This is a genomic window from Streptomyces sp. NPDC050617 (assembly GCF_040654795.1).
GTDB lineage: Bacteria > Actinomycetota > Actinomycetes > Streptomycetales > Streptomycetaceae > Streptomyces.
Window position 1 is genome coordinate 126,814 of sequence record NZ_JBFAIS010000016.1, and the last position, 12,930, is coordinate 139,743.

Sequence of the window (12,930 nt, forward strand, 5' to 3'; positions counted from 1 at the left end):
CATTGCAACATCCGCAACGCTCATTGCGAGGGATGCCGTGCGGCGGCAGGATGGCAACCGTGACCAATACCCCCGCCGCCGCCCAGCTCCCCGCCTCCGTACTCGACCTGGCCCCCGTCATCCCCGTCGTCGTCCTGGACGACGCGGCCGACGCCGTGCCGCTCGCCCGCGCCCTCGTCGCGGGCGGCCTGCCCGCGATCGAGGTGACCCTGCGCACCGAGGCCGCGCTCGACGCGATACGCGCGATGACGGCCGAGGTGCCGGAGGCGGTGGTGGGCGCGGGTACGGTCCTGAACCCCGCCCACGTGGACGCCGCCGTGGAGGCGGGCTCCCGCTTCCTGGTGAGTCCGGGGTGGACTCCGCGCCTGCTGGAGTCGATGCGGGCGTCCGGCGTCCCCTTCCTCCCGGGGGTCTCGACCACCTCGGAAGTGGTGACGCTGCTGGAGCAGGGCGTCACCGAGATGAAGTTCTTCCCGGCCGAGGCCGCGGGCGGCACCGCCTACCTCAAGTCCCTCGCCTCACCGCTCCCCCAGGCCCGCTTCTGCCCGACAGGCGGCATCGGCCGCACCACCGCCCCCGCCTACCTCGCCCTCCCCAACGTCGGCTGCGTAGGCGGCACCTGGATGCTCCCGGCCGACGCGCTCCGCGCGAAGGACTGGACCCGCGTCGAAAACCTGGCCCGCGAGGCCGCGACGCTGCGCTGAGCGAGCACCGAACGACTACGGGGCCGGAGCCGCCGAACGACTACAGGAGGGGGCGGGCCGCGACGGGGGCGTCTCCGGGCGTAAAGCGAAGCAGCCCGGAGATCCCCCGTCGCGGCCCGCCCCCGGCACCACGACGCACGCGTCACCGCAGGTGGGCGACCGCACACGTCAGGCGCGCCCCAGCACACAACACCAAGCTCACCGCAGGTGACCGGTGTCGTTCAGGAGGCGCACCGAAGCATTCCCGTCCCCGTAATACGCCACCGCCGACAGCGAAGCCGCCGACAGCTCCATGCGGAACAGCGACTCCGGGGGCGCGCCCAGCGCCAGCCGTACGAGCGTCTTGATCGGGGTCACGTGGGTGACCAGCAGGACCGTACGCCCCGCGTACCGGGCGATGAGTTTGTCGCGCGACAGGGCGACGCGACGGGCGACCGCGGCGAAGCTCTCGCCGCCCCCCGTGGGAGCGGCCTTGGCGGAGCCGAGCCACGCGTCGAGGTCGTCCGGGTGGCGCTCGCGCACCTCGGCGAAGGTCAGGCCCTCCCACGCGCCGAAATCGGTCTCGCGCAGGCCGTCGTCGATACGGACGTCGAGGCCGAGCCGCGCGGCGACCGTCTCGGCGGTCTGCCGGCAGCGGCGCAGGGGCGAGCTGACGACGGCCTCGACGGTGCCGCGCGCGGCGAGCGCGGTGGCAGCGGCGTCCGCCTGACGGCGGCCCGCGGCGGAGAGTTCGGGGTCGTCGCCGCCGCTTCCGGAGAAGCGCTTCTGCGGCGTGAGGGCCGTCTCGCCGTGCCGGAGGAGTACGAAGGTGGCGGGCGGCCCGAGGTCGGCTGGGGCGGCCCAGCCGACGGGGACGGACTTGGCCTCGGCTTCATCCGGAGAACCCGCCGTACGGGCCGCCGGAGCCTCCAGCGCCGCCGAGGAAGCCTCCGCGCTCCACTGCTTCCCGGCCTTGCCCGCGTCCATCGCCTCGTTCGCGAGCCGGTCCGCGTGCTTGTTCTTCTCGCGCGGGATCCACTCGTACGTCACCCGCGACGGCGGGAAGACCGCGCTCGCCTCGGCCGCCAGCGGCCGCATATCAGGGTGCTTGATCTTCCAGCGGCCCGACATCTGCTCGACGACGAGCTTGGAGTCCATGCGGACGGCGACCGTGGCCTCCGGGTCGAGCTCCTTGGCCGCGCGCAGCCCGGCGATCAGCCCCTTGTACTCCGCGACATTGTTCGTGGCCGTGCCGATGTACTCGGCGGCCTCCGCGAGCGCCTCGCCCGTCGCCGGGTCGAGGACGACCGCGCCATAGCCCGCGGGTCCCGGGTTGCCCCGGGACCCGCCGTCGGCCTCGACGATGAAGCGATTCGCCACTTACAGCCCCGAGTCGGCGGTGCGGACCAGGATGCGGCGGCAGTTCTCGCACCGCAGGACCTCGTCGGGGGCGGCGGCCCGCACCTCGTTCACCTCGGTGATGTTGAGCTCCAGGCGGCAGCCCTCGCAGCGGCGCTGGAAGAGCTTGGCCGCGCCCACGCCGCCCTGCTGCGCGCGCAGCTTGTCGTAGAGCTTCAGCAGGTCGGCGGGGACGGACCCGGCGACGACCTCGCGCTCCTTGGTGACCGTCGCCGCCTCGCCGTCGATCTCCTCGAAGGCGGCGTCCCGGCGGGCGGTGGCGTCGTCGACCTTGGCCTGTACGGACTCCACGCGCGCGGTCAGCTCGCCGACCCGCTCCTGCGCGGACTCGCGGCGCTCCATGACCTCCAGGACCACGTCCTCCAGGTCGCCCTGGCGCTTGGCGAGGGAGACGATCTCGCGCTGGAGGTTCTCCAGGTCCTTCGGCGAGGTGATGGCGCCGGAGTCGAGGCGCTGCTGGTCGCGGGCGGCGCGCTGGCGCACCTGGTCCACGTCCTGCTCGGCCTTGGTCTGCTCGCGGTCGGTGTCGCTCTCCTCGGTCTGCGCGGCGACGAGAAGGTCCCGGTGCTGGGCGAGGTCGGCCTCAAGGGTCTGGATCTCGGCGTGCTCGGGCAGCGACTTGCGCTTGTGCGCGAGCTGCGCGAGGCGGAGGTCGAGGGCCTGGACGTCGAGGAGGCGGATCTGGTCGGCGGGCGCGGCGTTCAGTGGAAGCTCCTGGTTATTCGTTGGGGGACGAGGACGCCGCGTGGGCGGTCCAAGGGTCGGTGACCGTGCGGGAGACATGGGTGCGCAGGTCCCAGCCGTGGCGGTCGGAGATCTCGTCGAGCTGGGCCGCGGCCTGCTCGGTCCAGGGCCATTCGGTGGCCCAGTGGGCGGCGTCGACCAGGGCCAGCGGGCTGTGCTGCTGGGCCTCGGAGGCCGGGTGGTGGCGCAGGTCCGCGGTGAGGTAGGCGTCGACGCCGGCGGCCCGTACCTCGTCGAAGAGGGAGTCGCCGGAGCCGCCGCAGACGGCGACGGTGCGGACGGGGCGCTCCGGGTCGCCCGCGACGCGGATGCCCTGGGCGGTGCCGGGGAGCCGGGCGGCGGCGCGGGCGGCGAACTCGCCCACCGTCTCGGGCCGGTCGAGCGCGCAGATCCGGCCGAGCCCGCGGCGGCCCGCCGGGTCGCTCGCGTCGGGCACGAGCGGGCCGGTGACCCGCAGGTCGAGGGCGCCGGCGAGGGCGTCGGAGACGCCGGGGTCGGCGCGGTCGGCGTTGGTGTGGGCCACGTGCAGGGCGATGTCGTGCTTGATGAGCGTGTGTACGACGCGCCCCTTGAACGTGTCCGCCGCCACCGTCGTCGTGCCGCGCAGATAGAGCGGGTGGTGGGTCACCAGCAGATCGGCGCCGAGCTTCACGGCCTCGTCGACGACGTCCTGTACGGGGTCGACGGCGAAGAGCACGCGGCTCACGGCGGCATCGGGGTCGCCGCAGACCGTGCCGACGGCGTCCCACTGCTCGGCCCGCTCCGGGGGCCACAGGGCGGCGAGGGCGGCGAGGACTTCAGACAGTGCGGGCACGGGTGGAAGGTTACCTCCCACCCGCGCCCGTATGCCCGGCCGTGCGGGGCGGTCCTGCGCGACGGGGAACGGGCGGCCGTACCCGATCGGTACGAGCGCCCGTACGCGCCGTGGGCGAGCAGCCGTGGACGAGCGGGCGTACACGCGCCGTACGCGGCGGGGCCGGGCCGTCCTACTTGACCAGGTAGCCGCGGAGGTCGTCGAGGACGGAGTCGGCCGCCGTGACGCCGAGGCCCAGGAACCAGGTCTCGTCCTTCACGTTCTTCGCGTGCCCGTCCTTGACCGCCTTGAGGTTCTTCCACAGGGGGTTGCCCTGGGCGGCGTCCTGCTTGGTGGCCTTGGGGTCGCCGTAGACGCCGGTGAAGATCCAGTCGGCGTCGGCCTTGTTGATGTTCTCCGGGCTGATCTGCACGGCGAGGTCGTCGGCCTGCTGGTTCGCGGGCCGCGGCAGGCCCGCGTCCTTGAGGATCGTGCCGATGAACGACTGCTGCGCGTACAGCCGCGTGAACTGCGGCATGTAGCGGAGCATGCTGATCGTCGGCTTCTTCCCGCCCTTCGCGGCGATGTCGTCACCGAGCTTCTTCGCCTTGGCCTCGTACGCGGCGAGGTTCTTCTTCGCGTCGGCGGTCTTGTCCAGGGCCGCGGCGTTGAGGAGGTAGTTCTCCTTCCACGTGAAGCCGGGGCGGATGGAGAAGACGGTGGGGGCGATCTTCGCGAGGTCCTTGTAGTTCTTCTCCGCGCGCAGCTTGCTGCCGAGGATCAGATCCGGGTGGAGCGCGTTGATCGCTTCGAGGTTGAGGTTGTTGATGGTGCCGATGTTCTTGGGGTGGCCGGCGTTCTTGAGGTAGCCGGGGATGCCCTGGCTGCCCTCGGTGGGCGCGTAGCCGACCGGCTTGACGCCGAGCGAGACCACGTTGTCGAGCTCGCCGACGTCGAGGACGACGACCCGCTTGGGCGCGGCCTTCAGCTCCGTGGAGCCGAGCGCGTGCTTGATGGTCCGCGGGAACTGGCCGGGCTTCGCGTCCGTGCCCAGCTTCGCCGTCTCCTCGGCGGCCTTCCCGAAGTCCTTGCCGCCCTGGGCGACGGCCTTCGAGCCGTTGCCGCCGTCCTTGCCGCCCTTGCCGTCGTCGGAGGACCCGCAGGCCGCGAGCGAGAGCGCGGCGACCGCGGAGAGGGCGACGGCGGCGGCGCCGCGACGGCGTATGGGCATGACGTGCTCCTGTACGGATCTGGATCTATGGCACCCACTTAGGCACGCCTTACCTTAAACACGGCCCCCAAGGGCAGCACAGCCACCCCCCACCTCTCAGGCAAATCGGTCGAGAGACACCCTTATGTGTGAATCGGTTCAACTCACGTCCTTCGCCAGGAAGTGCGAAAACTACCTTCGGTGACGGAGGTGACTCAATTGATGACGGCCTGTGCACCAGAGACCGCCACAACCAGCAGCACACCGGGCCGCCCGGGGCTGACGATCGCCGCGGACGGCTCGTACGCGGCCCGCCTCGCGCTCGGCGGCCCGGCGGGCACGACCGGCGGCTGGTTCCCGGAGCGGTGGACGCTCACGGGACCCGAGCCGTACGCCGTGCCGCTGCCCGGCAGCCAGCCCGAGGAGCCCGACAGCGAGGTCCTGCCGCTCACCGACGGGCGGGTGCTGATCCGCCGCCGCGTCGCCGAACGGCACACCCTCACGCTGCTCTACCCGACCGGGCCCGGCACCGGCGAGGTGCCGCTCGGCGCCGTCGAGTGCGAGCGGCTGGCCCTGCTGCCGCCCGCGCCCGACGGCTCGTCCGTGTACGCGCTCGCCCCCGGCCGGCACGGCACCGACCTGTGGCTGGTGCACGGCGGCTCCTTCGGCCCCGAGCACGTCGCCGAGGTCCCCGGCCGCTGTACGGGCGGCAGCTGGCTGGACCGTACGGGGCGGCTGCTGGCCCTCGACCGGGAGCTGGACGGCCGGACGAAGGCGGTCGTCGTCGACCTGGAGCGGGGCGGCGAGACGAGCCCGCTGCTACAGATCACGCGGGAGAGCGACGACCGGCTGCTGTTCGCCGACCCGGACAGCGGCCTGCTGCTCGTACGGTCCGACGCGCCCGGCGAGCCGCGGCTGGGCTGGGGCGTCCTGGGGTCCCTGCTCCCGGTGCGGTTCCCGGAGTGCCTGCGGGTGCCGGGCGGGACGGCGACGCCCTTCGCGGTGCAGCCCGGCCAGTCGCTGACGCCGGAGGCGTGCGCGGTGGCGTTCCGCATCGACGGCACGGGCGCGCCGGGCGGCGGGGCGGCCGGCCCGTGGGTCGGCGTCTGGCGTCCGCTGGGACGGCAGTTGCAGCAGTTCCCGGCGCCGGTGGGGTGGCTGACGGGCGCGGGCCTGTGGACGCCGGGCGGCCGGCTGCTGCTCCCGTACGCGACACCGCAGGTGCCGTGCGGGCTGGCGCGGCTGCTGCTGCCGCCGCCGGGTCCGGGGGCGGAGCCGCAGCCGCGCCGCGGGACTCCTCCGGAGGCCGGGCCGCCGGCGCGGGCGGCGGAGCAGGGGGCCGGGGCGCGGACGCTCCCCGAGGAGCGGGCCGACGGGCACGAGGCCGGGGCGCAACCGTCGTCCGAGGCGCAGGACGCGGGGCAGGCGGCCCAGCAGGCGGGCGGGGCGGGCGAGCCGCTGCCGCCGGAGGCTCCCCGGCCGGTGCCGCTGCAACAGGCGCCGCTGCACCAGACGTCGCCGCAGCAGACGCCACTGGGGCAGTCGCACTGACGCCCCGCCGACGCCGGGCGGCAAGGGCCGTTCCCGCCCGGCGTCCGCGGGGCGGCGCCTCTTCGCTGCTGTGCCACTGCAACAGTCGCGGACGGCGGCCCCGCCCAGCTCGCGCGGCGTGAGGGGCCCCGGTCCGCAGATCACTTGGCGGGGGTCAGTAGACTGGCGCGGGGGCCACGCGGCATTGCCGGGCGGGACCGTTTAAGGTTTCCGAACGGCCGTGCGTGGAAGGCGTGTTGACGTCTGATTTGCGCCGTACGCGACTGCGACGGCCCCCGACGCGCACAGCACGCAGCGAGATTCAACGGAGTGACGTCCCACATGCCCGAAGCCCGTATCGACACGACCGAGGCGCGCCCCGAGGCGTCCGCCCAGGCCGCAGCCGCCGGCTCCGGCGCCGGCAAGCACCGCGGTCCCGCGCTGCCGGAGGAGACCCCGGCCCCTGTCCATGGAAAGCACCGCCGTACGGAAGACGACGCCGTGGCCGCCGCCCAGCGGTCCTGAACCGCGACGGCGGCGGACGCGTCCGCACCGGCCAGTGGCCGCCCCGGGGTCGTTCCGGGGCGGCCACTGCCGCGTACGCGGTCAAGCGCGTCCATACGGCGACAAAGGCCCGTATCAGCCGCCGTGCTTGAGGCCCAGCACCTCCACGGCCGCGAACGTCTCGTTCGGCGGGCGCCCCTCGTAGTAAGGGGTCAGCAGCTCGTCCAGCTCGGCCGCGCTGAAGCGGTCCTTGCCGGTGTCGAACTTGGCCGCCACCTTGGGACGTTCGAGGACCGCGACCATCCCGCCGTGCACGACGAAGCACTGCCCGTTGACGTGCCCGGCCGACGGCGAGGCGAGGTAGCCGACGAGCGGCGAGACGTGCTCGGGGGCGAGCGCGTCGAGGTCGCCGTCCTCCGGCACCTCGAACCCGGCGAAGACGTCCTCCGTCATCCGGGTGCGGGCGCGCGGGCAGATCACGTTGGCGGTGACGCCGTACTTGCCGAGGGCGGCGGCGCTCGACGTGGTGAGGCCGACGATGCCGCCCTTGGCCGCCGCGTAGTTGGGCTGCCCGGCCGAGCCCGCGAGGAACGCCTCGGAGGAGGTGTTGACGATCCGCCCGTAGACCGGCCCGCCCGTCGCCTTGGACCGCTCGCGCCAGTGGACGGAGGCGAAGTGCACGGTGTTGAAGTGGCCCTTGAGGTGGACGCGGATGACGGAGTCCCACTCCTCCTCGCTCATCGAGAAGACCATCCGGTCCCGCAGGATGCCCGCGTTGTTGACGAGGATGTCGAGCTGTCCGTAGGTGTCGACAGCCAGCTGTACGAGCGCCCGCGCGTCCTCGAAGTCGGACACGTCGCCGAGGTGGGCCGTGGCCTGGCCGCCCGCGGCGCGGATCTCCTCGACGACCTCCTCGGCGGGTGCGGCCGACGCCTCGCCGGAGCCGTCGCGGCCGGGCCGCCCGAGGTCGTTGACGACGACGTTGGCGCCGAGCCGCGCCAGTTCGAGCGCTTCGGCGCGGCCGAGGCCGCGGCCGGCGCCGGTGACGATGGCCGTCCTGCCCTGGAGTGACATGTGCGTCTCCTAGCGTTCGGAGTGGGCTCGGTGAGCTACGTGTGCTCGGTGCGGGTTCACAGTTCGATGCAGGTGCGCAGCGCCTCGCCCGTACGCATCTGGTCGAGCGCGTCGTTGATCTCGGTGAGCCGCACCCGGTGGGTGATCAGCCCTTCGAGGTCGATGCGGCCCGCGCGCCACAGCGCGATGGACCGCTCGTAGGACCGCAGCACGTCGCCCCCGCCGTACAGGGAGGGCAGGATCCTCTTCTCGTCGAAGAACAGCTCGAACATGTTGACCTGGAAGGTGTCGTCCATCGCGCCCGCGCCGACGACGCACAGGGTGCCGCCGCGCCGGGTGTTCTCGTACGCGGTGCGGGCGGTGGCGGACTTGCCGACGACCTCGAAGACGTAGTCGAAGCCCTCGCCGCCGGTGATCCGGGCCTTGGCGTCGGCCAGCCCGTCCGGCGCCACCGCCTCCGTCGCCCCGAACCGCAGCGCGGCCTCGCGCCGGGAGGCGACCGGGTCGACGGCGACGATCTGCGCCGCGCCGCCGGCCCGCGCGCCCTGGACGACGGAGAGGCCGACGCCTCCGCAGCCGATCACGGCGACGGACGAGGCGGCCTCGACCTTCGCGGTGTTGAAGACGGCCCCGAGGCCGGTGGTCACGCCGCAGCCGATGAGCGCCGCTATCTCGTACGGCACGTCGTCGGGGATCGGCACGGCGCAGCCGGCCCCGACGACGACCTCCTCGGTGAAGGTGCCGGTGCCGGCGAAGCCGAAGACGTCGCCGCCGGGGCGCTTGAAGTTGGGGGTGCCGGCGTTCATGAAGCCGGTCAGGCAGAGCTGGCTCTGGCCGCGCTTGCAGGACGGGCACGTGCCGCAGGCGGGCAGCCAGCAGACCAGTACGCGGTCCCCCTGGGCGAGCCCGCTCACCCCGTCGCCGACGTCGAGGACCTCGCCCGCGCCCTCGTGGCCGGGGACGAAGGGGGCGGGCTGCGGCAGCACGCCGCTCATCGCGGAGACGTCGGAGTGGCAGAGCCCGGTGGCCTTGATGCGGATCTTGACCTTGCCGGGGCCGAACCCCACCGTCTCGACGTCGTCGAAGACCTCCAGTTTGTCCTGTCCGATCTCCTGCTGCACGGCTGCGCGCATGGTGCGGCTCCTTACACAAGGTGCGTACGGGTGCGGGCGGTTGCTGGGCGTTCTCCGTGAAGGCGGCCCGTTCGGCGTTACGCGTACTCGACGACGGTGTCCGCGAGGACCGGCGAGTCGTCCCGCTCGGCGGCGGTGACCGACACCTGGACCCGGCCGTCCTCGCGCCACATGCGCAGGCGCAGGGTCTCGCCGGGGAAGACGACGCCCGTGAAGCGCGCGGAGTACGCGCGCACGCGCGTGACGTCGCCGCCGAGTGCGGTGTCCACGACGGCCTTGAGGGCGACGCCGTAGGTGCAGAGCCCGTGCAGGATCGGCCGGTCGAACCCGGCGAGCTTGGCGAACTCGGGGTCGGCGTGCAGCGGGTTCCAGTCGCCGGAGAGGCGGTAGAGGAGGGCCTGGTCCTCGCGGACGGCGCGCTCGACGGTGTGGTCGGGGGCGCGGTCGGGGAGTTCGAGGCGGCTGGAGGGGCCGCGTTCGCCGCCGAAGCCGCCCTCTCCGCGTACGAAGATCTGGGTGTCGGAGGTCCAGAGCGGCCCGTCGGCGTCGGCGACCTCGGAGCGCAGCACGATGACGGCGGCCTTCCCCTTGTCGTAGACGGCGGGGACGGTGGAGGTCTGGGTGGCCGCGCCCTTGACGGGGATGGGGCGGTGCAGCTCGATCCGCTGGCTGCCGTGCAGGACGGCGGCGAGGTCGACGTCGATGCCGGGGGCGTTGAGGCCTCCGATGACGGCCATGCCGGCGCCCGCGACGGTCGCGAAGCTGGGGAGCACGTGGAGCTTGCTCTCCAGGGTGTAGCGGAGTTCGTCGGGGTCGGTGGCGGGGCGGCCCGCGCCGATGCCCAGGTGGTAGAGCTGGATGTCCTTGTGGTCCCAGGTGAGATCGGTACTGCGGGGCGCGGCCGAGGTGGCCTTCGCGGCATCGATGGGCATGGGGTGCTGCTCCTTCGCCACGGGGCGGCGGTTCGTGGACGGCGGTGGTGCGGGGTGGTTCGTAGGCGATGGCGGTCGGTGGTGTGGGGCAGGCGGTGCGCGGCAGGCGACTGGCAGCTCCGGCGCGGCCGTCCGCACCGTCGATCGCGCCGGAGCCGTTGCGGCCGGCCGCCCGCGCCGTTCTAGAACGCGTTCTAGCCGGTGGCCCATGTATAGCCGATCCCCCGGCGACTGTGAAGAGCACTACTGACGACCCATCAGGTAACGGGCTCGACCGACCCCTCCCCGGCCACCGGTACAAATGTCACAGTCGCCCCCGGACATCCGTATCTGCCCAGCTCACAGTCGCCTGCGTAAGGTCGTGGGCATGAGCGACACCCTGGCCAACGTCCCGAACAAGGCGCCGAACAGGTGGGCCCTCCTGCCGTGGCTCTTCATCATCAGCGGGAACGCCATCGACGTCGCCAAGGGCGAGCCGCCGCTGCCCTGGCTCGCCGCCGCGGGGCTGTTCGTCTTCGCGGTCTGCTACTCCGGCACCATCGCCCTGGGCTTCGACGAGCGCCGCCACTCCCGCCTGGCCCGAGCCCTGCTCATCACCGAGGCCGTGGTCACCTACCCTCTCGCCATCGGCTACGGATCCGAGTGGACCCACTGTTTCCTCCTGCTGGCGATCAGCGCGGGCGTCACGCTGCGCGGCACGGAGCGCGCCCTGGGCGTCACGATGATCATCTTCGCCGGCTCGGCCGGGGCCATCACCGGGATATTCGGCGACGGGGGCGACGCGGCGCTCATGGGGTACGGCACCCTGCTCTCCGGCGTGGTCGTCGCCATGATCATTTCCCTCTTCGAGGCCGTGCGCCAGCTCCGCGACACCCGCGAGGAACTGGCGCGCGGCGCCGTCGAACGGGAGCGGCTCCGCTTCTCCCGCGACCTGCACGACCTGCTCGGCCACACCTTGTCCGTGGTCGTCGTCAAGGCCGAGGCCGTACGCCGCCTCGCGCCCCGCGACCTGGACGCCGCGCTCGGCCAGGCCGCCGACATCGAGGCCGTCGGCCGGCAGGCGCTCACCGAGATCCGCGAGGCCGTCTCCGGCTACCGCGAGGGCAGCCTGACCACGGAACTCGACCGCGCCCGCTCCCTCCTGGACGCCTCCGGCATCGACACCCGGATCACCCAGTCCGGCCCGCCGCTGCCGCCGCAGACCGAGGCGCTGCTGGGCTGGGTGGTGCGCGAGGGCGTCACCAACGTCGTGCGGCACAGCGGCGCGGCCACCTGCTCGGTGGAGGTACGCGGCAAGCCCGACGGCGTCCACCTGGAGATCACCGACGACGGCCGCGGCCCGGCCGCCTCGCCCGACACCGCTCGCGGTACGGGCCTCAAGGGGCTCGCCGAACGCCTGGCCGCCGCAGGGGGCTCCCTGACCAGCGGGTCCGCCGGGCGTCGCGGTTATCGTCTGGTGGCGGAACTGCCGGTGGACGCGGAAGAAGACGCGGCCGACGACCGTTCGGCATCGACGAGGAGCAGGACCGAGAACAGGACCCAGGAGGCCCGGACCGCATGACCGAGGTGGCCAAGGTGACCAAGGTGCTGCTCGCCGAGGATCAAGGGATGATGCGGGGCGCGCTCGCGCTGCTGCTCGGCCTTGAGGACGACATCGAGGTCGTCGCCCAGGTCTCGAACGGGGACGAGATCCTGCCGACGGCGAAGGACGTACGGCCGGACATCGCGCTCCTCGACATCGAGCTGCCGGGGCGCAGCGGGCTGGACGCCGCCGCCGAGCTGCGCGAGGCGCTGCCGGAGTGCCGGGTGCTGATCCTGACCACGTTCGGCCGTCCGGGGTATCTGCGCCGGGCGATGGAGGCCGGGGCCTGCGGCTTCCTGGTGAAGGACGGGCCGGTGGAGGAGCTGGCGGCGGCGATCCGGCGGGTGCTGGCGGGCGAGCGGGTCATCGATCCGGCACTGGCCGCGGCGGCGCTGAGCGCGGGCCCCAATCCGCTGACCCAGCGCGAGCGGGACGTGCTGGCGGCGGCGGTGGACGGCGCGACCGTCGCCGATATCGCGGGCCGGGTGCACCTGTCCCCCGCGACCGTGCGCAATTACCTCTCCGCGGCGATCGGGAAGACCGGGACCCGCAACCGGATGGAGGCAGTGCGCACCGCCCGCCAGAACGGCTGGCTCTAGGTGGGCGCAAAGGGCTGCGGGGCCCTGGGGGGCCATCGGGCAGGCAACCGCACACAGTGACGAGTTGCGGACAGAGAGCCACATACTTAGCGTGAAGCGCGTGAGGCACGCAGACATCTCATCCGGGATGGACCGTACTCACAGCCGGAGAAGGGCCACCACGCCGCGGCAGCGCGGCGCGGCCCCGGCCACGCGTCCCGGAACGCCCCGGCTCCCCCGTCCCATCCCTCTGGGATGTCCCTTCGCAGGAGGAAGCAGATGTTTCCGCAGTCGAAGCTCAGCAAACTCGCCCTCGTGACCGCCACCGGCGCCCTCGCCGCCGCCACCGCGATCGGCCCCGCCGTCGCCGCGGCCCCGGCGGGCGACGGCCACGCCCCGTACAAGGGCCGCGTCATCGCCAAGACCGGCCTGCTGGTCCGTACGGGCCCGAGCACCCACTACAAGGTGATCGGCAAGCACGGGTACGGCAAGGTCGTGCACATCGTGTGCAAGGTCAACGGCCAGAACATCCGCGGCAACCCGCGCTGGTACCTGCTCAGCGACGGTACGTACGGGTGGTCCTCCGCCCGCTACATCCGCAATATCGGACGGGCGCCGGCCTGGTGCTGACCCGCGGCGCGGGCTGAGGCCGCTTGCGGCACGTACGCCGCGCGCCCCGCGATCCCCGTGCGCCCCGGCCTCCGGATTCCGAGTGGGCCGGGGCGTACGGCATGCCGGGCGGCAGGCC

At 73.2% G+C, this 12,930-nt stretch carries 13 protein-coding genes; 6 read left to right on the forward strand and 7 right to left on the reverse strand.

Annotated features, from left to right (window positions below):
- The first annotated feature begins 50 nt into the window (after nucleotides 1-50).
- Nucleotides 51-704, forward strand: coding sequence for a bifunctional 4-hydroxy-2-oxoglutarate aldolase/2-dehydro-3-deoxy-phosphogluconate aldolase (locus tag AB0I49_RS22035; RefSeq protein WP_363228719.1), 654 nt, complete (start codon nucleotides 51-53; stop codon nucleotides 702-704).
- Nucleotides 705-902: 198 nt separating this feature from the next.
- Here the strand turns inward: AB0I49_RS22035 and AB0I49_RS22040 are convergent, their stop codons facing one another.
- The 4 genes from AB0I49_RS22040 to AB0I49_RS22055 form a co-directional block, all read right to left on the reverse strand.
- The gene (locus AB0I49_RS22040; protein WP_363228720.1) at nucleotides 903-2,063 is read right to left on the reverse strand and encodes a bifunctional RNase H/acid phosphatase; all 1,161 of its coding nucleotides are present in this window, start codon (nucleotides 2,061-2,063) and stop codon (nucleotides 903-905) included.
- Nucleotides 2,064-2,807, reverse strand: a complete 744-nt coding sequence (locus AB0I49_RS22045) for a C4-type zinc ribbon domain-containing protein (RefSeq protein ID WP_363228776.1) — start codon at nucleotides 2,805-2,807, stop codon at nucleotides 2,064-2,066.
- A gap of 13 nt (nucleotides 2,808-2,820) precedes the next feature.
- On the reverse strand, nucleotides 2,821-3,660 hold the full coding sequence (locus AB0I49_RS22050; RefSeq protein WP_363228721.1) for a Nif3-like dinuclear metal center hexameric protein: 840 nt from the start codon (nucleotides 3,658-3,660) through the stop codon (nucleotides 2,821-2,823).
- Between the two features lie 172 nt (nucleotides 3,661-3,832).
- Nucleotides 3,833-4,870 carry an iron-siderophore ABC transporter substrate-binding protein gene (locus AB0I49_RS22055; RefSeq protein ID WP_363228722.1) on the reverse strand — a complete coding sequence of 346 codons (1,038 nt, stop codon included), beginning with the start codon at nucleotides 4,868-4,870 and terminating at the stop codon, nucleotides 3,833-3,835.
- 201 nt (nucleotides 4,871-5,071) lie between these two features.
- Between AB0I49_RS22055 and AB0I49_RS22060 the strand changes: the two genes are divergently transcribed.
- Complete coding sequence (locus tag AB0I49_RS22060) at nucleotides 5,072-6,400, forward strand: hypothetical protein (protein ID WP_363228777.1); 1,329 nt, start codon at nucleotides 5,072-5,074, stop codon at nucleotides 6,398-6,400.
- A gap of 321 nt (nucleotides 6,401-6,721) precedes the next feature.
- Nucleotides 6,722-6,904 (forward strand): hypothetical protein, encoded by a 183-nt coding sequence (locus AB0I49_RS22065; RefSeq protein ID WP_363228723.1) that lies wholly within the window; start codon nucleotides 6,722-6,724, stop codon nucleotides 6,902-6,904.
- Between the two features lie 114 nt (nucleotides 6,905-7,018).
- On the opposite strand, the gene AB0I49_RS22070 is transcribed toward AB0I49_RS22065, so the two are convergent.
- The 3 genes from AB0I49_RS22070 to AB0I49_RS22080 form a co-directional block, all read right to left on the reverse strand.
- Nucleotides 7,019-7,957, reverse strand: a complete 939-nt coding sequence (locus AB0I49_RS22070) for a 3-oxoacyl-ACP reductase (protein WP_363228724.1) — start codon at nucleotides 7,955-7,957, stop codon at nucleotides 7,019-7,021.
- A 56-nt stretch (nucleotides 7,958-8,013) separates the two neighbouring features.
- Nucleotides 8,014-9,090 (reverse strand): Zn-dependent alcohol dehydrogenase, encoded by a 1,077-nt coding sequence (locus AB0I49_RS22075; protein WP_363228725.1) that lies wholly within the window; start codon nucleotides 9,088-9,090, stop codon nucleotides 8,014-8,016.
- A gap of 77 nt (nucleotides 9,091-9,167) precedes the next feature.
- Nucleotides 9,168-10,022, reverse strand: a complete 855-nt coding sequence (locus AB0I49_RS22080; protein WP_363228726.1) for a MaoC/PaaZ C-terminal domain-containing protein — start codon at nucleotides 10,020-10,022, stop codon at nucleotides 9,168-9,170.
- A gap of 367 nt (nucleotides 10,023-10,389) precedes the next feature.
- Here AB0I49_RS22080 and AB0I49_RS22085 point away from each other — a divergent pair, with 367 nt between their 5' ends.
- The 3 genes from AB0I49_RS22085 to AB0I49_RS22095 all read left to right on the forward strand — a co-directional run bounded on the left by AB0I49_RS22085 (nucleotide 10,390) and on the right by AB0I49_RS22095 (nucleotide 12,812).
- Entirely contained in the window at nucleotides 10,390-11,583 is a 1,194-nt protein-coding gene (locus tag AB0I49_RS22085) for a sensor histidine kinase (RefSeq protein ID WP_363228727.1), read from the forward strand.
- Nucleotides 11,580-12,203, forward strand: a complete 624-nt coding sequence (locus AB0I49_RS22090) for a response regulator transcription factor (protein ID WP_363228728.1) — start codon at nucleotides 11,580-11,582, stop codon at nucleotides 12,201-12,203. Before AB0I49_RS22085 ends, AB0I49_RS22090 begins: the two co-directional genes overlap by 4 nt.
- A 258-nt stretch (nucleotides 12,204-12,461) precedes the next feature.
- Nucleotides 12,462-12,812 (forward strand): SH3 domain-containing protein, encoded by a 351-nt coding sequence (locus AB0I49_RS22095; RefSeq protein WP_363228729.1) that lies wholly within the window; start codon nucleotides 12,462-12,464, stop codon nucleotides 12,810-12,812.
- Nucleotides 12,813-12,930 lie beyond the last annotated feature (118 nt).